This is a genomic window from Nocardioides panaciterrulae (assembly GCF_013409645.1).
In the GTDB taxonomy this organism is placed as follows: domain Bacteria; phylum Actinomycetota; class Actinomycetes; order Propionibacteriales; family Nocardioidaceae; genus Nocardioides; species Nocardioides panaciterrulae.
In genome coordinates, this window is sequence record NZ_JACCBG010000001.1 from 3,219,694 (window position 1) to 3,240,424 (window position 20,731).

The 20,731-nt window shown below is 72.6% G+C and carries 25 protein-coding genes; 21 read left to right on the forward strand and 4 right to left on the reverse strand.

The features are described from left to right. Positions 1-6 precede the first annotated feature (6 nt). Positions 7-444 carry an ArsI/CadI family heavy metal resistance metalloenzyme gene (locus tag BJZ21_RS15285; protein ID WP_179664534.1) on the reverse strand — a complete coding sequence of 146 codons (438 nt, stop codon included), beginning with the start codon at positions 442-444 and terminating at the stop codon, positions 7-9. A gap of 141 nt (positions 445-585) precedes the next feature. On the opposite strand from BJZ21_RS15285, the gene BJZ21_RS15290 reads away from it, so the two are divergent. The 3 genes from BJZ21_RS15290 (at position 586) to BJZ21_RS15300 (ending at position 4,090) form a co-directional block, all read left to right on the forward strand. After that, positions 586-954 (forward strand): ArsR/SmtB family transcription factor, encoded by a 369-nt coding sequence (locus BJZ21_RS15290; RefSeq protein WP_179664535.1) that lies wholly within the window; start codon positions 586-588, stop codon positions 952-954. Next, complete coding sequence (locus BJZ21_RS15295; protein WP_179664536.1) at positions 951-2,072, forward strand: ArsO family NAD(P)H-dependent flavin-containing monooxygenase; 1,122 nt, start codon at positions 951-953, stop codon at positions 2,070-2,072. Before BJZ21_RS15290 ends, BJZ21_RS15295 begins: the two co-directional genes overlap by 4 nt. 332 nt (positions 2,073-2,404) lie before the next feature. After that, a complete protein-coding gene (locus tag BJZ21_RS15300) occupies positions 2,405-4,090 on the forward strand; it encodes an RNase J family beta-CASP ribonuclease (RefSeq protein WP_179664537.1) in 1,686 nt (561 codons plus the stop codon). Between the two features lie 86 nt (positions 4,091-4,176). Here the strand turns inward: BJZ21_RS15300 and BJZ21_RS15305 are convergent, their stop codons facing one another. Next, on the reverse strand, positions 4,177-4,944 hold the full coding sequence (locus BJZ21_RS15305; RefSeq protein WP_218851511.1) for an IclR family transcriptional regulator: 768 nt from the start codon (positions 4,942-4,944) through the stop codon (positions 4,177-4,179). 119 nt (positions 4,945-5,063) lie between these two features. Between BJZ21_RS15305 and BJZ21_RS15310 the strand changes: the two genes are divergently transcribed. The 12 genes from BJZ21_RS15310 (at position 5,064) to BJZ21_RS15365 (ending at position 14,155) form a co-directional block, all read left to right on the forward strand. Beyond that, a complete protein-coding gene (locus tag BJZ21_RS15310) occupies positions 5,064-5,690 on the forward strand; it encodes an orotidine 5'-phosphate decarboxylase / HUMPS family protein (protein WP_179664538.1) in 627 nt (208 codons plus the stop codon). Then, positions 5,690-6,244, forward strand: coding sequence for a 6-phospho-3-hexuloisomerase (gene hxlB, locus BJZ21_RS15315; RefSeq protein WP_179664539.1), 555 nt, complete (start codon positions 5,690-5,692; stop codon positions 6,242-6,244). Before BJZ21_RS15310 ends, hxlB begins: the two co-directional genes overlap by 1 nt. Before the next feature lie 121 nt (positions 6,245-6,365). Then, positions 6,366-7,205, forward strand: coding sequence for a transporter substrate-binding domain-containing protein (locus BJZ21_RS15320; RefSeq protein ID WP_179664540.1), 840 nt, complete (start codon positions 6,366-6,368; stop codon positions 7,203-7,205). 34 nt (positions 7,206-7,239) lie between these two features. After that, a complete protein-coding gene (locus tag BJZ21_RS15325; RefSeq protein ID WP_179664541.1) occupies positions 7,240-7,893 on the forward strand; it encodes an amino acid ABC transporter permease in 654 nt (217 codons plus the stop codon). Continuing rightward, positions 7,887-8,546 (forward strand): amino acid ABC transporter permease, encoded by a 660-nt coding sequence (locus BJZ21_RS15330; RefSeq protein ID WP_218851512.1) that lies wholly within the window; start codon positions 7,887-7,889, stop codon positions 8,544-8,546. Before BJZ21_RS15325 ends, BJZ21_RS15330 begins: the two co-directional genes overlap by 7 nt. After that, a complete protein-coding gene (locus tag BJZ21_RS15335; RefSeq protein WP_343052165.1) occupies positions 8,543-9,295 on the forward strand; it encodes an amino acid ABC transporter ATP-binding protein in 753 nt (250 codons plus the stop codon). The genes BJZ21_RS15330 and BJZ21_RS15335 overlap by 4 nt, the downstream gene beginning before the upstream one ends. Further along, positions 9,292-9,927, forward strand: a complete 636-nt coding sequence (eda, locus tag BJZ21_RS15340) for a bifunctional 4-hydroxy-2-oxoglutarate aldolase/2-dehydro-3-deoxy-phosphogluconate aldolase (RefSeq protein ID WP_179664542.1) — start codon at positions 9,292-9,294, stop codon at positions 9,925-9,927. The genes BJZ21_RS15335 and eda overlap by 4 nt, the downstream gene beginning before the upstream one ends. Then, on the forward strand, positions 9,924-11,027 hold the full coding sequence (locus BJZ21_RS15345; RefSeq protein ID WP_179664543.1) for a sugar kinase: 1,104 nt from the start codon (positions 9,924-9,926) through the stop codon (positions 11,025-11,027). Before eda ends, BJZ21_RS15345 begins: the two co-directional genes overlap by 4 nt. A gap of 529 nt (positions 11,028-11,556) precedes the next feature. Next, positions 11,557-12,663: an alkaline phosphatase family protein gene (locus BJZ21_RS15350; RefSeq protein WP_179664544.1), complete on the forward strand. Its 1,107-nt coding sequence runs from the start codon at positions 11,557-11,559 to the stop codon at positions 12,661-12,663. Between the two features lie 224 nt (positions 12,664-12,887). Beyond that, positions 12,888-13,355, forward strand: coding sequence for a fluoride efflux transporter FluC (locus BJZ21_RS15355; RefSeq protein WP_179664545.1), 468 nt, complete (start codon positions 12,888-12,890; stop codon positions 13,353-13,355). Next, complete coding sequence (gene crcB / locus BJZ21_RS15360) at positions 13,355-13,723, forward strand: fluoride efflux transporter CrcB (RefSeq protein ID WP_179664546.1); 369 nt, start codon at positions 13,355-13,357, stop codon at positions 13,721-13,723. Before BJZ21_RS15355 ends, crcB begins: the two co-directional genes overlap by 1 nt. Positions 13,724-13,789: 66 nt before the next feature. Then, on the forward strand, positions 13,790-14,155 hold the full coding sequence (locus BJZ21_RS15365; protein WP_179664547.1) for a DUF190 domain-containing protein: 366 nt from the start codon (positions 13,790-13,792) through the stop codon (positions 14,153-14,155). A gap of 58 nt (positions 14,156-14,213) precedes the next feature. On the opposite strand, the gene BJZ21_RS15370 is transcribed toward BJZ21_RS15365, so the two are convergent. Further along, a complete protein-coding gene (locus tag BJZ21_RS15370; RefSeq protein ID WP_179664548.1) occupies positions 14,214-15,266 on the reverse strand; it encodes a YhjD/YihY/BrkB family envelope integrity protein in 1,053 nt (350 codons plus the stop codon). Between the two features lie 99 nt (positions 15,267-15,365). Here BJZ21_RS15370 and BJZ21_RS15375 point away from each other — a divergent pair, with 99 nt between their 5' ends. The 6 genes from BJZ21_RS15375 to BJZ21_RS15400 all read left to right on the forward strand — a co-directional run bounded on the left by BJZ21_RS15375 (position 15,366) and on the right by BJZ21_RS15400 (position 20,175). Next, positions 15,366-16,538: a type III polyketide synthase gene (locus BJZ21_RS15375; RefSeq protein WP_179664549.1), complete on the forward strand. Its 1,173-nt coding sequence runs from the start codon at positions 15,366-15,368 to the stop codon at positions 16,536-16,538. Further along, positions 16,535-17,086 carry an isoprenylcysteine carboxyl methyltransferase family protein gene (locus BJZ21_RS15380; RefSeq protein WP_179664550.1) on the forward strand — a complete coding sequence of 184 codons (552 nt, stop codon included), beginning with the start codon at positions 16,535-16,537 and terminating at the stop codon, positions 17,084-17,086. Before BJZ21_RS15375 ends, BJZ21_RS15380 begins: the two co-directional genes overlap by 4 nt. Next, entirely contained in the window at positions 17,079-18,101 is a 1,023-nt protein-coding gene (locus tag BJZ21_RS15385) for an FAD-dependent monooxygenase (protein WP_179664551.1), read from the forward strand. Before BJZ21_RS15380 ends, BJZ21_RS15385 begins: the two co-directional genes overlap by 8 nt. A gap of 32 nt (positions 18,102-18,133) precedes the next feature. Further along, complete coding sequence (idi, locus tag BJZ21_RS15390) at positions 18,134-18,736, forward strand: isopentenyl-diphosphate Delta-isomerase (protein WP_343052166.1); 603 nt, start codon at positions 18,134-18,136, stop codon at positions 18,734-18,736. Beyond that, complete coding sequence (locus tag BJZ21_RS15395; protein ID WP_179664552.1) at positions 18,733-19,521, forward strand: UbiA family prenyltransferase; 789 nt, start codon at positions 18,733-18,735, stop codon at positions 19,519-19,521. The genes idi and BJZ21_RS15395 overlap by 4 nt, the downstream gene beginning before the upstream one ends. Before the next feature lie 174 nt (positions 19,522-19,695). Continuing rightward, the gene (locus tag BJZ21_RS15400) at positions 19,696-20,175 is read left to right on the forward strand and encodes a hypothetical protein (RefSeq protein WP_179664553.1); all 480 of its coding nucleotides are present in this window, start codon (positions 19,696-19,698) and stop codon (positions 20,173-20,175) included. A gap of 215 nt (positions 20,176-20,390) precedes the next feature. Here BJZ21_RS15400 and BJZ21_RS15405 read toward each other — a convergent pair whose 3' ends face one another. Continuing rightward, the gene (locus BJZ21_RS15405) at positions 20,391-20,729 is read right to left on the reverse strand and encodes a transglycosylase family protein (protein WP_179664554.1); all 339 of its coding nucleotides are present in this window, start codon (positions 20,727-20,729) and stop codon (positions 20,391-20,393) included. Positions 20,730-20,731: the final 2 nt, after the last annotated feature.

The following is a 20,731-nucleotide window of genomic DNA, read 5'->3' on the forward strand; positions in this document are numbered from 1 at the left end:
TTCGACTCAGGAGCAGCAGCCGCCACCCTCGGCCTCGCGCAGCCCGAGGTCGGCGTACGTCCGGCCCTCGAGCTCGGGCCGGGCGTCGGCGAGCACGACGTAGTTCTCCCAGGACTGCCCGTCGGGGCCGGTGACCCAGTGCTTGTCCTGGCGGGCGTAGCAGCAGACGACATCGCCCTCGACCCGCAGCTCGAGACCCGCCGCCTCGAGCCGGTCGGCCTCGGCCTCGACCTCCCCCATCGACTCGCGCTCGACGCCGAGGTGGTTGAGCGTCCCGGTGGCGGCGGCATTCTCGAAGAGCACCAGCTTCAGCGGCGGGTCGGCCACCGCGAAGTTGACGTAGCCGGGCCGGCGCTTGGCCGGGGTGGTGTCGAAGAGCGTGGAGTAGAACTCCACCGCGGCGTCGATGTCGGCGACGTTCAGGGCGAGCTGCAGGCGGGACATGTCATCTCCTTCGGAGGGACGGACGAGCCGGGCGATGCCGGCGGAACTATTCGATGTTCATCGAAGCATAACTTCGACAAAGATCAAAGTAATTCTTCGACATTTCTCGAAACAGCGACGTCCGCCCGCTAGGCTGTGCCGATGAGCACGACCACCGACACCTCGGCGCCCACCTGCTCCCCGGTCCCCGAGCTCCCGGTGATGGCGGCGTGCTGCACCCCGACGACGAGCGTCAGCGACACGGCGGCCACAGAGCTGGCCAAGATGTTCAAGGCCCTGGGAGACCCGGCCCGGGTGAAGATCATGTCGATGCTGCTGAACGCCGACGAGGTCTGCGCCTGCGACTTCAGCACGAGCATCGAGAAGACCGCAGCCACCACGAGCCACCACCTCAAGCTCCTGCGCGAGGTGGGTCTGGTCGCGTCCGAGAAGCGCGGCACCTGGGTCTACTACCGGGTGGTGCCGGAGCGCCTCGCCGCGGTCCGCGACGCGCTCGCCTTCACCAGGTGACGCTCCCACCGATCGCCAGCCCCGTGCACCTCGACACCCAGGTCACCGTCATCGGCGGTGGGCAGGCCGGACTCGCGACCGCCTTCTACCTGCGCCGGGCGGGTCTCACGGCCGGCGAGGACTTCGTGGTGCTCGATGCCGGCGACGCGCCCGGCGGGTCCTGGCGGCACATGTGGGACGGGCTCAGGCCGTTCTCGCCCTCGACGTACTCCTCGCTGCCGGGCTGGATGATGCCTGCCTGGGACGACAGCAGGCTCGGCTTCCCGCCGCGCACCCACGTGGTCGACTACCTGACCCGCTACGAGGAGCGCTACGACCTGCATGTCCGCCGGCCCCATCGGGTCACCGGCGTGGCGCGGGCGGATGACGATCCCGAGGGGCGGCTGCTGGTGGAGACGGTCGGTTTGACCGCGTCGGCCCGGATCGTCGTCTCCGCGACCGGGACCTGGGACCGGCCGTTCTGGCCCACCTACCCGGGGATGCGCGACTTCGCGGGGCGGCAGCTGCACGCCTCGCAGTACCGCTCCCCCGACGGTCTCGGCGGACAGCGGGTCGTCGTCGTGGGCGGCGGCAACTCGGCCGCCCAGATCCTGGCCGAGGTGTCGACGGTCGCGGAGACCACCTGGGTCACGACCCGCCCGCCGAGGTACCTGCCCGACGACGTCGACGGCCGGGCGCTCTTCGCCACCGCGAGGGCACGCATCCGGGCACTGAGCGAGGGACGTGACCACGCCGGCGTCGCCGGGCTCGGCGACATCGTCATGGTCGCCGGGGTCCGGGACGCTCGCGACCGCGGAGCCCTCAAGGCCCAGCCGATGTTCGCCCGGCTCACCCCGACCGGCGTCGCCTGGGCCGACGGCACCGAACAGGCAGCCGACACCGTGATCTGGTGCACCGGGTTCCGGCCCGCGCTGAGTCACCTGACGGGCCTCCACCTGCACGGCGGGGGCGGCCGGGTCGCGGTCGACGGACCGTCCGGGACCCGGGCGATCCGCGAGCCACGGCTCTATCTCGTCGGGTACGGCGACTGGGTCGGCCCCGCCTCCGCCACGCTCGCCGGTGTCGGCCAGTCCGCACGTGACACGGCCCGCGAGGTCATCGGTCGGCTCGGTTCCTGACCATCGGCGGTGGGTGGCACCGGCTCACCGGCTACCTGCTCATCGTCACACCCCCCCGAGACCACCCCGGTCTCCGGGGCCGCAGCGCTCCAGAAGGACCTCCGCCGCGCCGGCAACGAACCCTTCGGCTGGGTGATCAACGCCAGTCTCGTCGCCACTGACACGCGCGACCTCCTACTCTCCCAGCGCGCTCGCCGGCCGAAACCGATGACCACCCGACCCGGCCGGCCTCCACAGAAATCACCGAGCAACCGCCCTCGCACCGACCGCAGACCGGGGTTGCGGCAGGATTGGCCCTCAGCCCCCTGCATCACCCGAGAACGGAGTCGCCCGTGAGTCACCCCCACCCCGAGCTGCAGAGGCCGCCCCGGCTACCCAAGGGCGGACTCCGCGTCGTGGGCCTGGGCGGCCTGGGCGAGATCGGCCGCAACATGACCGTCTTCGAGCACGACGGCTCCCTGCTGATCGTCGACTGCGGGGTGCTCTTCCCCGAGGAGCACCAGCCGGGGATCGACGTGATCCTGCCGGACTTCAGCTGGATCCGGGACCGGCTGGACTCCGTCGTGGGCCTGGTGCTGACCCACGGGCACGAGGACCACATCGGCGGGGTGCCCTACCTGCTGCGTGAGCGTCCCGACATCCCGGTCATCGGGTCGCGGCTGACCCTGGCGCTGATCAAGGAGAAACTGAAGGAGCACCGGATCCGTCCCCAGCTGCGCGAGGTCGCCGAGGGCGACACGGTCGATCTGGGGGCCTTCGGCTGCGAGTTCCTCGCCGTCAACCACTCGATCCCCGACGGGCTCGCCGTCGCGATCCGCACCCGCGCGGGGCTCGCGCTCCACACCGGCGACTTCAAGATGGACCAGTTCCCCCTGGACCGCCGGATCACCGACCTCCGCGGGTTCGCGCGCCTGGGCGACGAGGGCGTGGACCTGTTCCTGACGGACTCCACCAACGCCGAGGTCCCGGGCTTCACCACGTCGGAGCGTGACCTCGCCCCGGCGATCGAGAAGGTGTTCCGCGACGCCCCGCGCCGCATCATCGTCTCCAGCTTCGCCAGCCACGTGCACCGCATCCAGCAGGTGTTGAACGCCGCCCACGCCCACGGCCGCAAGGTGGCCTTCGTCGGGCGCTCGATGGTGCGCAACATGGGCGTCGCCCAGGACCTCGGCTACCTCGACGTACCCCCGAAGCTGGTCGTTCCGCTGCACGAGCTCGAGCGCATGGCGCCGAACAAGGTCACCCTCATCTGCACCGGGTCGCAGGGTGAGCCGATGGCGGCCCTCTCCCGGATGGCCAACCGCGACCACAAGATCCGCGTTGGCGAGGGGGACACCATCCTGATGGCGAGCTCGGTCATCCCCGGGAACGAGAACGCCATCTCCGGCGTCATCAACGGCCTGACCCGGTGGGGCGCCAACGTGGTCCACAAGGGCAACGCCAAGGTGCACGTCTCCGGCCACGCCAGCGCCGGCGAGCTGGTCTACTGCTACAACATCATCCAGCCCCGCAACGTCATGCCGGTGCACGGCGAGTGGCGGCACCTCCGCGCGAACGCCGACCTGGCCATCAGCACCGGCGTCGACCCCGACCACGTGGTCATCGCCGAGGACGGCGTGGTGGTCGACCTCGTGAACGGCCGCGCCAGCATCACCGGCAAGGTGCCCGCCGGCAACATCTACGTCGACGCGCAGACCGTCGGTGGCGCCACCGAGGCCACGCTCAAGGACCGCCGCACCCTCGCCGAGCAGGGCGTCGTCACGGTGCTCGTGATCGTCGACGCCGACACCGGCCTCCTCGCCGACCGGCCGGACTTCCTCGTCCGCGGCTTCGTGCACGAGCCCGACGCGTTCGACGCCGCCGAGCCGATCATCGAGCGGGCGCTCGCGCGAGCCGCTTCCGAGGGCATCGGCGACGCCCACCAGCTCGAGCAGATCCTCAGCCGCGACATCGGGCGCTGGTCGCACAAGACTTTCCGTCGCAGCCCGCTGATCATCCCCCTGGTCATCGACGCCTGACGACCGGCGCCGTCAGTCCCGCGCAGCGGACCGTGCTCGCCAGCTCGCTGGCGACACGGTCTCGCCGGGCGACGGTCGCCGACGCACTACTGCAGCGCCATCAGCACCGAGAGCGCCTTGGCCGCCTCGTTCAGCGTCGGGACGTGCGCGACGAGCTCCTCGAGGCTCATCCGGAACGCCGGCGCGGCCGTGGCCACCGCGGCCGCCGCGACCTGCCCGTGCCCGAGGACCGGCACACTGATCGCGCGGATGCCGGCCTCGTGCTCCTCGTCGACGAGGGCGTAGCCGCGCTCGCGGACCTCCTCGATCTCCTGACGGAACCGGCTGCGGCTGGTGATCGCCTTGGGGCCCGCCGGCGTCAGCGGCAGGTTCTCGACGAGGTACTCGCGGGCGGACGGCTCGGCGAAGGCCACCAGCACCTTGCCCTGTGACGTGCAGTGCAGCGGCCCGTGCTTGCCTGCCTCACCGACGACACGCACCTGCTGCGGCCCCTCGATCGAGTAGAGGTAGAGCTGCTTCTCGCCGTCACGGACGGCGAGGAGCGTCGCCTCCTTGGTCACCGACGACACCTCCTCCAGCACCGGCCGGGCCAGACCGGTCAGGCCCCGGGCTCGGAGGACCTGCTGCGCCAGCTGGAAGACCCGCAGCCCGAGCTTGTAACGCTTGGTGCCCTGGTCGAAGGTGGCGAACCCGTCGCGCACGAGCGCCCCGAGCAGCCGGTGACCGGTGCTGAGCGGGAACCCGGCCTGCCGAGCCAGCTCCGCGGCCGGGGCCCCGTCGGGGTAGTCCCCGAGGAGCGTCAGCAGCGCGAGTGCCTTGCCGACCATGTCGGGAGCCGGCGCCGGGTCAGCCATGATCAATACCTTCCATCATGCAAGAGTACATTCCATCATCCGGTAGCGAATCGCTCCGATCATGCCATGGACGGTACCGAGCCGGACACGACCGAACTCCACGACCGAAGGAATCGCCGATGGACCTCCAAGTCGCCCTCGACCGTATCCCGCTGGACCGGGCGGTGAGCATCACGACGGCGGTGGCGCCGCGTACGGACTGGGTGGAGGTCGGCACCTCGCTGATCAAGCAGTTCGGCCAGGAGGGCCTCCGCCAGGTCGTCGCCGCCGCGGGCCGCACGCCGGTGCTGGCCGACCTCAAGACGGCCGACGACGTGCGCTTCGAGTTCGAGACCGCCTTCGCCGCCGGCGCCCGCTCCGTGACGGTCCTCGGTCTGGCCCCCCAGGTGAGCATCGACCTTGCCGTCCAGGTCACCGGCGAGCACGACGCCGAGCTGGTCGTCGACCTGATGGGGCTCACGCCCCAGCGCATCGAGGAGCTCGCCGAGCGACTTCCTCACCACGTCCGGCTCGCACCCCACGTGAGCAAGGATTCCCAGGCCGGAGGCCAGCGTCCCCAGGACCTGCTCGGCGCCTGGTCGCGCGGCCGCCGCCTCGCCCTGGCCGGCGGACTCACCGCCCAGGACCTGCCCGGGCTCGCCGACGAGCCGGAGCTCCGGGTCATCGTCGGCTCGGCAGTCACCAAGGCCGACGACCCCGTCGTCGCCATCGAAGAGCTGCGACGCGCAGCCGGAAAGGACAACTGATGACCACCGACAACCTGAGCACCGTGCTCCTCGAGATCGAGGGCGTGGCCCACAAGACCGACCGCGGAGGGATCGACGCGCTCGTCGACCGACTGCTGGACGCCCCCCACGTCTTCGTCACCGGCGAAGGCCGTTCGGGGCTGATGGGCAAGGCCTTCGCGATGCGCCTGATGCACCTCGGCCTGAGCGTCTACGCGATCGGCGAGACCATCACGCCGGCGGTCCGGGAGGGCGACCTCGTGGTGGCGATCTCCGGGTCCGGCAAGACCGGCGGCACCGTCCGCGCCGCCCAGAGCGCCCGCAGCGCCGGTGCGGGCGTCCACGCCGTCACCACCGACCCGCACTCCCCGCTCGGCGAGGCCGCGGACGGCGCCCTGGTGCTCCCCGCGGCGACGAAGTACCGCCGCGCCGACGAGGCCCCCACGATCCAGCCGCTCAGCAGCCTCTTCGACCAGATGAGCCACATCGTGCTCGACGTGGTCTGCCTGGAGGTGGCCCGGCGGCGCGACGTCGACAACGACCTCGCCGGCACCCGCCACAGCAACACCGAATGACCAACTCGGACCGAAAGATCGTGTCGCGACCCTTGACGGCAGCGACAACGACGAGACACACTCCCATCTAACGAGAGAGGCTCCCACTTCGCGGGAGTCCGCCTGCAAGGAGTCCTGCCCGATGGTCACACGCAAACTGGCTGCCGTCGCAGCCGCCCTGCTCACAGGAACGCTGTCGCTCACCGCCTGCAGCACCGGCTCGTCCGGCGGAGGCAGCAGCGATCCCGGCGACAGTCAGCTCAACAAGGTGCTCAAGGCCGGGGAGCTGCGCGTCGCGGTGCTGCCGGACTTCCCGCCGTGGGCGGTACAGAAGGCCGACGGCAGCTTCGAGGGCTACGAGATCGACATCGCGCACGAGCTCGCCGACTCGCTCGGCGTCAAGCTCAAGCTGGTCTCGACCGACGGCGACAGCCGGCTGCCGATGCTGCAGTCGAACCGCGTCGACGTGAACGTCTCGGCTTGGACTTCGACCAACGAGCGAGCCCAGACGGCCGGCTTCACGATTCCCTACGACGCCCACGGCGCCGGCGTGCTCTTCAAGAAGGGCGCGGACATCACGTCCTACCAGGACCTCGCCGGGAAGTCGGTCAGCGTCGCCCGCGGCAGCACCAACGACACGATCCTCACCAATGACTTCCCCTCGGCGAAGCCGGTGCGGTTCGACGCGATCTCCGACGTCATCTCCGCCGTGAAGACCGGCAAGGTCGACGCGGCCCTCGAGAGCTCCTACACCGTCGCCCAGGCGGCCAAGAGCGACCCGGAGCTCGAGGCCATCTCGAACCCGCCGCTCGACCCGCAACTGGTGTCGATGGGCGTGCTTCCGGGTGACCAGGTGTGGATCAACTACCTGAACAACTTCATCCGCAACCTGATCGCGTCCGGCGAGGACAACAAGCTGCACGAGAAGTGGCTGGGCGAGCCACTGGCCAGCATCGTGTCGGTGCAGGGCAACGCCGCCTGATCGTGATCGTGACTGACGAGAGGGGAGGACCGCGATGACCATCAACTTCGGGGCGGTCCTCCCCTACCTTCCGGTGATGCTGAAGGGCCTGTGGATCAGCATCGAGGTGACCGTGCTGAGCTTCTTCATCGGCTCGGTGGCCGGTGTCTTCGTCTACCTGGGCCGGCGCAGCGAGCTGGCGCCGCTGCGTTGGCTGGCCCACGCCTTCGTCGAGATCTTCCGGAACACCCCGCTGCTGGTGCAGCTGTACCTGATCTACTTCGGGCTCCCCCAGGTCGGCATCAACCTGGATCCGTTCTGGTCCACGCTCCTCGGCATGACGCTGAACAATGCCGCCTACACCTCGGAGATCTTCCGTGCGGGCATCGAGTCGGTGCCCGCCGGCCTGGTCGAGGCCGCGGGGGCACTCGGCATGCGCAGCATGCAGACCTTCCGCTTCGTCGTCCTCAAGCCCGCCGTCCGCAACGTGCTGCCCGCGCTGACCAACCAGTTCATCGTGCTGTTCCTGTTCTCCGCGGTGGGCTCGGTGATCTCGCTCAACGAGCTGACCTCGGCGCTGGCGGACCTCAACCAGCGGACGTTGCGCACCCTGGAGATCTTCACGCTGGGCGGGCTCCTCTACTACCTGACCTCCGCCGTGATCGCCGGCTCGTCCCGACTGGCAGAGAGGTACCTCTTCCGATGGTGACTCCACTGCTCTCCTTCGACTTCGGCCAGTTCCTGCCGCCGATGCTGCGGGGCGCGGGCGTGACCGTGACCCTGGTGCTCGCCGCGGGTGTCGCCGGGACGATCATCGGCCTGGTGTTCGGGGTCGCCCGCAGCGCCCCGCTGGCGCCGATCCGGTGGCTCGCGTCGGTCTACATCAACTTCCTGCGCGGCATCCCGATCCTGATCATCCTGCTGTTCCTCTACTACGAGATCCCCCTGCTGTTCCCCTACGCCACGTTCTCGCAGACGCTCACCGCCGTGATCGGGCTCTCGGTCTATGCCGGCGCCTACATGGCGGAGATCTTCCGCGGCAGCATCCAGGCGATCCCCCGTGGGCAGCTCGAGGCGGGCGAGGCGCTCGGCCTCAACTACCTGCAGAAGATGCGCTACGTGGTCCTGCCCCAGGCGATGAAGATCGCGGTGCCCCCAGGCATCGGCTTCCTCATCGCCCTGGTGAAGGCGTCCTCGCTGGTCTCGGTGATCAGTGCCACCGACCTGACCCGCGCCGGCCGGATCATCACCTCCCAGAACCACGCGCCGCTGTCGACGTTCCTGGTCGTGGCCGCGCTCTACTTCGTCATCTCCTACCCCCTGTCCCTGTTTGGGCGCTGGTACGAACGGAGGCTCGCATGAGCACCCCACCACCGACCCCCACGGTGATGATCAACGTCGAGGACCTGCACAAGAAGTTCGGTGACCTCGAGGTGCTCAAGGGCATCGACGCGAAGGTCAACGAACGCGAAGTGGTCTGCCTGATCGGGCCCTCCGGCTCCGGCAAGAGCACGCTGCTGCGCTGCATGAACCGGCTGGAGGACTTCCACCGGGGCCAGGTCACCATCTGTGGGCACGACCTGACCGGCTCGCGCACCAGCCTGCACGCCGTACGCCGCGACGTCGGCATGGTCTTCCAGTCCTTCAACGTCTTCCCGCACATGAAGGTGATCGACAACCTGACCCTGGCGCCGATGAAGGTGCTCAAGATCAGCAGGACCGAGGCGAAGCAGCGCGCGATGGCCCTGCTCGAGAAGGTCGGCCTGGTCGACAAGGCCCACGTCTACCCGGGCAAGCTCTCCGGCGGCCAGCAGCAGCGCGTGGCGATCGCCCGGGCGCTGGCGATGGAGCCGAAGGCGATGCTCTTCGACGAGCCCACCTCGGCACTGGACCCGGAGACGGTCGGCGAGGTGCTCGGCGTCATGCAGAACCTCGCCGAGGAGGGCATGACGATGATGGTGGTGACCCACGAGATGGGCTTCGCCCGCGAGGTGGCCGACCGGGTGCTCTTCATGGACAACGGGGTGGTCGTCGAGCAGGGTCCGCCGAAGCAGATCTTCGAGCAGCCGCAGCACGAACGCACCCAGGCGTTCCTGAGCAAGATCCTGTGACCGACCTCGACTCACTGCTGGCTCGAGGTCGGCTGCTGCCGGTGCTCACCGTGGCCGGCCCCAGCATCGGGTCCGCGGTGGCCGAGGCCCTGCTCACCGCCGGACTCCCGCTCGCAGAGGTGACGCTGCGCGTCGACGGCGCCCTCGAGGCCCTGCGCGCGATGGCCGCCCTCGAGCTGACCGTCGGGGCCGGCACCGTGGTCACCCCGGACCAGGTCGACCGGGCCGTCGAGGCCGGTGCTTCCTTCGTCGTCTCCCCGGGCCTCCACGCCGCGGTGGTCGAACGGTGCCGCGATCTCGGAGTGCCCGTGTTGCCAGGCATCGCCACCGCCTCCGACCTGATGCTCGCCGTCGAGCTGGGCGTGGAGACGGTCAAGATGTTCCCCGCGGACCTGGTCGGCGGCCCTGCCGCCGTGAAGGCGTTCACGGGACCGTTCCCAGCAATGCGGTTCGTGCCGACCGGCGGCATCGGACCGGCGCAATTGTCGTCCTACCTGTCTCTCCCCGCCGTGCTCGCTGTCGGGGGGTCCTGGCTCGCCCCGCGCGACGTGGTCGCCGCCGGCCGTTGGGACGAGATAACTCGCCGCACCCGCCAAGCCTTGCAGCAAATCGACGAAGAGAGGGTCCGATGACCGACCTTGACCTGCGCCCCGAGCACGAGTGCCGATACGACCTGGTGTCGCTGGGCGAGGTGATGCTCCGGCTCGACCCGGGTGAGACCCGGGTGCGCACCGCACGCAGCTTCACCGCGTGGGAGGGCGGCGGCGAGTACAACGTCGCCCGCGGCCTGCGCCGCTGCTTCGGCCTGCGCACCTCGGTGGTCACCGCGCTCGCGGACAACCCGGTCGGCCGGTTGGTCGAGGACCTCATGCTGCAGGGCGGCGTGGACACCTCCGGGATCCGTTGGGTGCCGTACGACGGCGTCGGCCGCAGCGCGCGCAACGGGCTGAACTTCACCGAGCGAGGGTTCAGCCTGCGCGGGGCCGTCGGAGTCCCCGACCGCGGCCACACCGCCACGAGTCAGATGCAGCCGGGCGAGGTCGACTGGGACTTCCTGTTCGGCGAACAGGGAGTGCGCTGGTTCCACACCGGCGGCATCTTCGCCGCCCTGTCGGAGAGCACCGCGCAGGTCGCCGCCGAGGCGATGGCCGCGGCCCGCCGGCACGGCACCGTGGTCTCCTACGACCTCAACTACCGGCCCAGCCTCTGGAACGCGATCGGGGGACGGCCGCGGGCCCAGGAGGTGAACAAGAGCCTCGCCCCCCTGGTCGACGTGATGCTGGGCAACGAGGAGGACTTCACCGCCTGCCTGGGCCTCGAGGTGCCCGGCACCTCATCCGACTTCAGCCACCTGGAGGTCAGCGGCTTCAAGACGATGCTCGACCAGGCCACGACGACCTACCCCGGCCTGAGTGTGGTTGCCACCACCCTGCGCACGGTTCGCTCCGCCACGCTGAACGACTGGGGGGCGGTCGGCTGGTCGCAGGAGGACGGATTCGTCGAGGCGACGATGCGGCCGTCGGTCGAGATCCTCGACCGGGTCGGTGGCGGCGACAGCTTCGCCTCGGGCCTCATCTACGGCCTGCTCGGCGGCCGCTCCTTGGCCGAGGCACTGGAGTACGGCGCCGCGCACGGCGCCCTCGCCATGACGACGCCCGGGGACACCTCGATGGCCACGCTGGCCGAGGTCGAGGCGCTGGTCGCAGGGAGCAGCGCGCGCGTGCAGCGCTGACCGGCCCCACCCCGGGGATGCCACCCGGCCACGCCAACTGGCCGGGTGCCCGGACGGTGGACCGCGCGCCGGCTCGGCGTACTGCCGGTGTCAACGAGCGCCGACTCGGCGTGCCCCTGAGTGTCAACGAGCGAGCAGCCCGGAGGAAGGTCGCCGCCCCGGCGTAGGCGCCTGCGCAAAATGTCCCGATTTCCTGGACACGACCGAGCACCTCTGCTTGACTCCCGGCCTGCGACGGAACGCGCCAGGACCCCGTGTCCGGCCCGCCTTCCACGGCTGACGGTTCCTGGCGTCCGGGTCGCGATGCGATCGGCGGTCGACGTCGGGGGGTGAGTCGGGGAACGCGAACGAAGGCCGGGTGCCGTCCGAGCGGACGGTCGTCACCGGGCACGTCCGAACCGGGCACCTCCGAACCGGGCACGTCTCAAGCAGGGCCACTCTCACTGGGCCGACCTCGGCCCAGCTCTCGAAAGGAACCATCGTGCGACCTCGTCGTATCGCCGCGGCAGCAGCCGCTACCACCGCCGTCGTGGCGACCGCAGTCTCGGCCGCCCAGGCGGCCCCCCACGCCCACCCGGGCGCCCAGGACGCCTCGGGCGCAGCCCGCCACTCGGCGATGAAGAACGAGAACAGCCTCGACCACGTCTTCGTGATCATGCTGGAGAACCACTCCCAGTCGAGCGTGATCGGCGACGTGAACGCGCCGTACATCACCAAGCTCGCGACCCACTACACGATGGCCGACAACTACTACGGCGTCACCCACCCCTCGATGCCGAACTACATCGCCGCGATCGCCGGCGACAACTTCGGCATCCAGGACGACAACGACCAGAACATCGTCAACCTCGACCGCCCCAACCTCGTCGACCAGCTCGAGGCGCACCACATCAACTGGGGTGCCTACATGCAGGACCTGCCGGCCGACAAGGAGGCCCGCTTCGGCCCCGCCCGCGCGGACGGCACCCTGATCTCGCTCTACGCCAAGAAGCACAACCCGTTCGTGCTCTTCGACGACGTGAAGAACGACCCCGAGCGGATGGCCAAGGTCAAGGACTACACCGCGCTGGGCGCCGACCTGGACAGCAAGGACGCCCCGCAGTTCGTCTGGATCTCGCCGAACCAGTGCAACGACATGCACGGCGGGGTCTACGACACGGTCGCGGACCACCCGGAGACGCCCTGCCCCTACGGCAGCGCCAAGGACGACGCCAACGACGCCGCCCTGAAGCAGAAGGCCGACACGTTCGTGAAGCAGGCCGTCCGCACGATCCGCCACTCCGAGGCGTGGACGAAGCAGTCGGCCATCGTGATCGTCACCGACGAGAACGACTACACCGGCGACGAGACCAACGGCGGCTGGGAGAGCACCGACGGCTGCTGCGACTCGCCGTACGTCGAGAAGGCCGACCCGCGCATCTCCAAGGACTGGCCCGGCGGCACCTACGGCGGCGGCCTGATCCCGGCCATCATCGTGGGCCACCAGTCCAAGGGCGGTCACGTCGACCACCACGCCTACAACCACTACTCGCTGCTCACCACCATCGAGCAGAACTGGGGCCTGGGCTACCTCGGGCACGCCGGTGACGCCGCCAACGGCGTGAAGCCGATGTGGAGCTCGTTCCTCAGCCGCTGAACCGGCACCTGCACGCGGGGGTCCGGCGCCACCACGGCGCCGGGCCCCTTCGTGCTGTCCGGCCCGGGGGGGCGTTCCCGCACCGTTCCCGCACCGTTCCCGGACCCGACTCCGGGACGTCGTTAGACTCAGCCGTCGATGGCGGTGGGGCTCGCCGACAACCGCAGCGACCTGCTGCCAACAGTCCCTACCTGACGACGAGACCCGAGACAGGTAGGAGCCCCATGCCCGAGGAACCGCGCGACACGCGGCGGGAGTGGAGCGCCCACCGCTGGATGCTGCCGACGATCGCGCTCGGCGGCATGGTGGGGGCGAGCGCCCGGCACGCGCTGGAGCTGGCCTGGCCGGTGGCGCCGGGCGACTTCCCGTGGGCCACCTTCGCCACCAACGCGTCGGGCTGCGCCCTGATCGGGCTGCTGATGGTGTACGTCGTGGAGCTGGGCGCCGGCCATCCGCTGCTGCGTCCGTTCGTGGGCGTCGGCGTGCTGGGCGGCTTCACGACCTTCTCCACCTACGCCGTGCAGACGACCGACCTGATGGACGGCCACGAACCGGTCCTCGCGCTCGTCTACCTGTTCGGGACGGTCCTGGCCGCGCTGCTGGCCGTGGCCGCCGGCGTGGTCCTCGGACGCGCCGCTCTCACGCTGCGGCGTCGCAGGCCCGGGCGTGAGCTCGAGGGGCGGGCCCGCTGATGGGCTTCGTCCTCCTCTGCCTGGGCGCCGCCCTGGGCGCACCGGCGCGCTATCTCACCGACCGGGCGGTCCAGGCCCGGCACGACACCGTGGTCCCGTGGGGCACGCTGACCGCCAACGTCGTGGGCTCGCTGGTCCTCGGGCTGCTGACCGGGGTGGGCCGGGGTCACCACGTGCCGGACGCGGTCTCGCTGGCCGTGGGCACCGGGTTCTGCGGCGCGCTCACGACCTACAGCACCTTCAGCTACGAGACGCTCCGGCTCTACGAGACCGGCGCCCGCCTCTACGCCGCCCTCAACATCGCCATCTCGCTGATGGCGGGGTTGGGCGCCGCCCTGGTCGGGCTGGCGATCGGCTCGGCGTTCTGACCGCTGCCGGGCCCGATCCCTGGCCCTGGCCGGCTCGACGACGTTATCTTGAGCGCGGGAGCGCAGATGACACTCGAGTCCGGGCCGGCCGTGCGGCTGACCATCCTCGTCAGGGCCGACGACCGGTGGCACCACCGGCCGCTCTACACCGAGATCGTGCACCGCGCCCACGCGCACGGGCTGGCCGGGGCGAGCGTCTTCCACGGCATCGAGGGCTTCGGCAGGTCCGAGAAGATCCACACCTCGCGCATCCTCGACCTCGGCGACGACCTGCCCTGCTCGATCATCATCGTCGACCTCGAGGACCGGATCCGCGGGTTCCTCCCCGAGCTCGACGAGCTGGTCCCCTCGGGTCTGGTGCTGCTCGATCCGGTCGAGGTGGTCCGCCACGCCGCCCGGGAGCCGGGCCGCGAGTCGGACCGGAAGCACTGAACCGGAAGCACTGGACCGGGAGCACTGGACCGGCGCCGCTCGACCCGCCGCCCGTGCCTCAGCGGCCCGGATCCGGTTTGCGGCGGATCCGAGCCGCCTCCTGGCTGCGATCCGCCGCGGAGCGGGCGGGGTGCAGGACCGTGACGAGCCGCCGCACCCGGGCAGCCATCCAGGCGGCCGCCCGGGCGCCGGCCGCCCGGCTGGTCTCGTCCTCGGCGAGCACCCGACCGACGACCGCCACGACGACCAGGACGCCGGCGAACCCGACCAGCCAGGTGGCCACCGCGAGCACCAGTCCCAAGGTGCCGAACTGCGCGGCCGAGGAGGCGGCGTACTGCGGCATCACCAGGGCCGACCCGGCGGAGTAGGCGACCACCGCACCGCCGGTGACCGCCGCCGGCACGACCAGCGCGCGCCAGCGCACCCGGCCGCTCAGCAGCACGTGCAGCGTCCACCACCACAGCAGCGCCGCGACCACGACCTGCACCACGACGCCGAGCACCCCGAACGCGGCCCGCGCCGGCGGCTCGCCCGCCCGCGCCTCGAGCTGCGACCGGGCCCACCCGGTGAGCACCAGCAGCTGCAGCGCGACCAGCCAGCCGAGCAGCCACCCCAGCGCCCGGCGTCGGCCGCGGAGCCCGGGGACGCTGGGCAGCGCCCAGACCCGCTCGTAGGCGCGCATCAGCGCCCGCGCGAAGCTGGAGGAGGAGAGCACCGCCACGACCAGACCGACCAGCCCGGTCTGGGCGCGGATCTCGTCCCCTGACTTCAGCGGCTCGACCTGCCCGACCACCTGCTGGCCGGAGGCTCGCGACAGGCCGGTCACCTCGTCGAACCGCTGCACGCTGGTGCTGGTCAGGTCCGCGGGCAGGAACGCGGCCAGCACGACGACCAGCGGCACCAGCGCCAGCAGCGCCTGGGCGGCCACGACCAGGGTCCGGTCGATCACCTCCACCCGCACCAGCTCCTGGACCGTCCGGCGCACCGGCGGGACCGTGTCGAGCACCGTCCGGGCCAGGCCCCGCGCCCGGCCCACGACGTACCGGCCGAGGAGACGGAGCGAGGCGGCGCCCGAGGCCCCCCTGTCCCGTCCGGTCCGCGTCGAGGCCACCCTCCACTGTGACCCGGGGGCCGTGGGGCGGGCCTCACCCGTGCCGGGTGAGGCCCGCCGGGACCGCTGCGGTGCGTGGGCGGCGGGTACCGTGACGAGATGGCGGACCCAGCGGCACGCGGCCAGGCACGACAGTCGGCGCGACCGGCACGCTCGGCTCGACCCGACCACCCGGCGGGCGGCACCGAGGTCCTCGCGGTCCGGGGCGTGCTCCCCCCGCACCGCTACCCCCAGCACGAGATCACCGACGCGTTCGCCGGCGTCATCGCCCGGGGCGGCGGCCTCGACGAGCGGGTGCTGCGCCGCTTCCACCGCAACGCCGGCGTGGAGCACCGCAGCCTGGCGCTGCCGCTGGAGGAGTACGCCGGGCTCGGCGGCTTCACCCGCGCCAACGACCTGTTCATCGAGCACGCCGTCGAGCTGGGCTCGCGCGCGGTGCTCGACGCGCTCAAGGCGGCCGACCTGACCCCCAGCGACGTCGACCTGATCATCTGCGCGACCGTGACCGGGCTGGCGGTGCCGACCCTGGACGCCCGGATCGCGTCGAACATCGGGCTGCGCCCCGACGTCAAGCGGGTCCCGCTGGTCGGGCTCGGCTGCGTCGCGGGCGCGGCGGGGCTGGCCCGGCTGCACGACTACCTGCGTGGGGACCCCGGCGGGGTGGCCGTGCTGGTCACGGTCGAGCTCTGCTCGCTCACCGTCCAGCGCGACGACGTGTCGATGCCGAACCTGGTGGCCAGCGGCCTGTTCGGCGACGGCGCCGCCGCGGTGGTCGCGCGCGCCGGCGGCGACCCCGGCCGGGGCGGGCCCGCGGCCGCGGAGGTGCTCGCCACCCGCAGCCGGCTCTACCCGGACTCCGAGCGCACGATGGGCTTCGACGTGACCAGCGGCGGCCTGCGGATCGTGCTGGACGCGCAGGTGCCGGCGGTGGTGGGCCGCTACATCCGCGACGACGTCGACGCGTTCCTCGCGGACCACGGCCTGGCCCGCGCGGACGTGGAGTGGTGGGTGTGCCACCCGGGCGGCCCGAAGGTGATCGAGGCGCTGCAGGCGGCCCTCGAGGTGCCCCGGGAGGCGGTCCGGCTGACCTGGGAGTCGCTGGCCCGGATCGGCAACCTCTCCTCGGCCTCGGTGCTGCACGTCCTGGAGGACACGCTGCGCGACCGGCCGCCGCGGCCCGGGTCCTACGGCATGGTGCTGGCCATGGGTCCCGGCTTCTGCTCCGAGCTGGTGCTGGTCCGCGCCGCCGACGCCGGTGAGGCGGCGGCATGACCGGCCTGGCCGCGTTCACCGTGCTGGTCGCGCTGGTCGGCGTCGAGCGGCTGGCCGAGCTCGTGGTCTCGACCCGCAACGCCCGGTGGAGCCTCGCCCGGGGCGGGCGGGAGACCGGCCGCGGGCACTACCCGGTGATGGTCGCGCTGCACACCGGCTTCCTGGCCGCGATGCTCGTGGAAGCCTGGGTACGCCGGCCCGCGGTGCCGGCCGGGCTCGCCTGGTCGATGCTCGCGGTGGTGCTGGCCTCCCAGGCGCTGCGCTGGTGGTGCATCGCCACGCTCGGCCGGCGTTGGAACACCCGCGTCATCGTGGTGCCCGGCCTGCCACCGGTCACCGGCGGCCCGTACCGGCTGCTGCGCCACCCCAACTACGTCGCCGTGATCGCGGAGGGGATCGCGCTGCCCCTGGTGCACGCGGCCTGGCTGACCGCGCTGGGCTTCACGCTGGCCAACGCCGCGCTGCTCGCCGTCCGGATCCGGGTCGAGGACGCGGCGCTGGCCACCCTCCCCGCGAGCGCGGGGGCCGGGAGCGGCGGCCGTGCGTGACCTGCTGGTGGCCGGCGGCGGGCCGGTGGGCCTGGCCACCGCGCTGCACGCCCGGCGCGCGGGGCTCGATGTGGCCGTCGTCGAACCCCGCTCGGGCGCCCTCGACAAGGCCTGCGGCGAGGGCCTGATGCCCGGCGCGCTCGCCGCGCTGGCCGACCTGGGCGTGGACCCGGCCGGCTGGCCGCTGACCGGGATCCGCTACCTCGACGCCGGGCACGTCGCCGAGGCGCCGTTCCGCCGCGGCCCGGGGCGCGGCGTACGCCGGACCACCCTGCACACGGCGCTCGTCGCGGCCGCGGCGGAGGCCGGGATCGAGACCGCCCACCGGGCGGTGCGCGCGGTCGAGGACCGCGGCGACCACCTGCTCGTCGACGGCGAGCCCACCCGCTACCTCGTCGCCGCCGACGGGCTGCACTCCCCCGTGCGCCGGCTGCTCGGCCTCGACCGGCCGGTGCCCGGCCGGCGGCGCTACGGCCAGCGCGGCCACCTGGCCACCGCGCCGTGGACCTCGATGGTCGAGGTGCACTGGTCCGCGGTCGGCGAGGCCTACGTGACCCCGGTCGCCGCGGACCTGGTCGGCGTGGCCGTGCTCAGCGACGTCCGCCGGCCGGTCGCGGACCTGCTCCCCCACTTCGGCCGACTCGCCGACCGGCTGGCGGGCGCGGACCTGACCGCCGTGCGTGGCGCCGGCCCGCTGCGGCAGCGGGCGCGCCGCCGGGTGGCCGGGCGGGTGCTGCTGGTCGGCGACGCCGGCGGCTACGTCGACGCGCTCACCGGCGAGGGTCTCGCGCTGGGGTTCGCCCAGGCCCGGGCGGCGGTGGCGGCGATCGCCGCCGGCCGGCCGGGGGGCTACGAGCCGGTCGCGCGCCGGCTCGGCCGGCGCCACGAGCTGCTCACCCACACGCTGCTGCGGGCGACCCGGCGCCCCGTCGTACGCCGCCGGCTGGTGCCGCTGGCCGCGGCGGCCCCGGCGATCTTCGGCGCCGCGGTCGACCAGCTCGCGAGGCCGGCGTGAGCGCCGGGATGGGCCCCGGGATGAGCCCAGGGGTGAGCCCAGGGCCGGACGCCGGGGACGGCGTGGAGCTGGTGGTGCTGCTCGACGAGGGCGGCCGCGCGATCGGCAGCACGGCCAAGGCCGGGGTGCACCACGCCGACACCCCGCTGCACCTGGCCTTCTCCTGCTACCTCTTCGACGACCGGGGCCGGCTGCTGCTGACCCGGCGGGCGCTGCACAAGCCGACCTGGCCGGGCGCGTGGACCAACAGCGTCTGCGGCCATCCGGCCCCGGGCGAGGACGTCCACAACGCCGTACGACGGCGGGTGCTGGCCGAGGTCGGCGCGCGGGCCGAGGGGGTCCGGCTGCTGCTGCCGCGGTTCCGCTACCGCGCGGTGATGGCCAACGGCGTGGTCGAGAACGAGATGTGCCCGGTGCTGGTCGCGACCACCGCCGACCCGCTCGCCCCCGACCCCGAGGAGGTCGCCGAGGCTCGCTGGACCGACTGGGGCGCCTTCCGCGCGGGCGTCCTGGACGGCAGCCGCGAGGTCAGCCCGTGGTGCCGCGACCAGGTGCGGCAGCTGCCCGCGGACCCGCTGGCGGCCGGCGCCCAGCCGGTCTCGGCGCTGCCGCCGGCGCTGCGGGACCTGCGGTGACCGCGCTGCTCCGGGCCGCGCACGCCGGCCCGGCGCTGGCGGTGGTGCTGCTGGCCGGGCTGCTGGCCGTGGCCGACGGCCTGGGCCCCGCCCGGATCGCGCTCGTGGTCGCGGCGGTGCTCGCCGGCCAGCTCTCGATCGGCTGGTCCAACGACCTCATCGACGAGGCCCGGGACCGGGCGGTGGCGCGCACCGACAAGCCGCTGGCGGCCGGTGAGGTCTCGACCCGGACGGTGCGGGTCGCCTGCGCGGTCGCGGTGGTCGCGGTCGTGCCGCTCTCGCTGGCCTGCGGGTGGGCGGCCGGGCTGGTGCACCTGGTCTGCGTCGGCTCGGGCTGGCTCTACAACGCCGGGCTCAAGGCCACGGCGTGGTCGTGGGCGCCGTACGCCGTCGCCTTCGGCGCCCTGGTCGTCTTCGTCTCGCTCGCCGACGCCCCGCCGGCGCTGCCGCCGTGGTGGATGCCGCTGGCCGGGGCGCTGCTGGGCGTGGGCGCGCACCTGCTCAACGTGCTCCCCGACCTCGACGACGACGCAGCCACCGGAGTTCGCGGGCTGCCGCACCGGATCGGCGCGCGGCGGTTGCCCGCCGTCGCCACCGGGGTGCTCGTCGCCGGCACGATCGTGGTCGCGCTCGGGGCCGGCCTCGGCCGGCCCTCGTCGCTCGTCGCGCTGGCCGTGGTCGCGGCGCTCGCCGTGCTGGCGCTGACCCGGGGCGGGCGCGGCCCGTTCCTCGCCGCGATCGGCATCGCGCTCACCGACGTGGTGCTGCTGCTGGCCGCCGGGTGAGCGGGGCCGCGCGGCGGAATCGGTGGCTCACCCACCGCCGGGCCGCCCCGCCCGTGCCGACCGGGCGGACCGGCCTCTCGCGCCGCGCACGCCTCACCCGCCCGGGGTGAGGCGCGGCCGGCGTACGTCGGGCACCGTGGAGCGGTCCGCACCGACCCGACGGAGGGCTGCGCCGTGACCACGAAGAGCGACTTCGACCCCGAGGAGTGGGCGCGCATCGTCCGCGCCCCGATGGTGGCCGGGCTGGCGATCACGCTGGCCGACCCCGGCGGCCCGATCGAGGCCGCCAAGGAGACGATGGCGACGATGCACAGCGCCACCAGCCCGCCGAGCCGCGAGCAATTGCTCTCCGAGGTCGCGCTCGACGTGCAGGAGATGGTGCAGCACAAGCAGAACCCGCTGAAGGGCTACCGGCCGACCGGGGACCAGCCGACCGGTGACCTGGTGCTCGCCGAGCTGCGGGAGGTGCACGACATCGTCGCGGCCAAGGCCTCGCCCGAGGAGTCCGCGGCGTTCGGCGAGTGGCTGGTCGGCGCCGCTCGGGCGGCCGCCGAGGCGGCGCGCGAGGGCGGCTTCCTCGGCTTCCACGCGGTGCGGGTCAGCGAGCGCGAGCAGGCGATGATCGACCGGGTCCGGGAGACCGTGGCGGCCTGACCGGCAGCGCCGTCCGGGTCGGGCCGACCAGGTCCCGAGCCGAGCCGCCCGCCGGGCCGCCCGGCGGGCCGGATGGTCCGACGAGCGTCGGGGCGCGGGGGCCCGGTGCCACGGGTCCCCGCGCCCCGACGCGGCTCGGCGGCGCGGCTCGGCGGCGCGGGTCGGCGGGGCGGTCGAGGAGCGCCCGGCCGGCACCCGTCCGGCCGGCCGTCAGGTCAGCGGACGCCGGCCCGGCGGGAGCAGACCGGCCAGGCGCCCCAGCCCTGCCCGCGCCGGATCCGCTCGGCGACCCGGATCTGCTCGGCCTTGGTGGCCTGGCTCGGCAGCGCGGCGTACCGCCTCCCGCCGTACCCGGCCCAGGTGCTGCGGCTGATCTGCAGGCCGCCGTAGTAGCCGTTGCCGGTGTTGATGTGCCAGTTGCCGCTGGACTCGCACTGGGCGATGCGGTTCCAGGTGGCGGTGCTGGACGCGTGCGCCGGCGTCTCGACGACGGCGACGGTGGTCAGGGCCGCGAAGGCGGCGACGATCATGGACATGAGCATGCGAAAGCGCATCG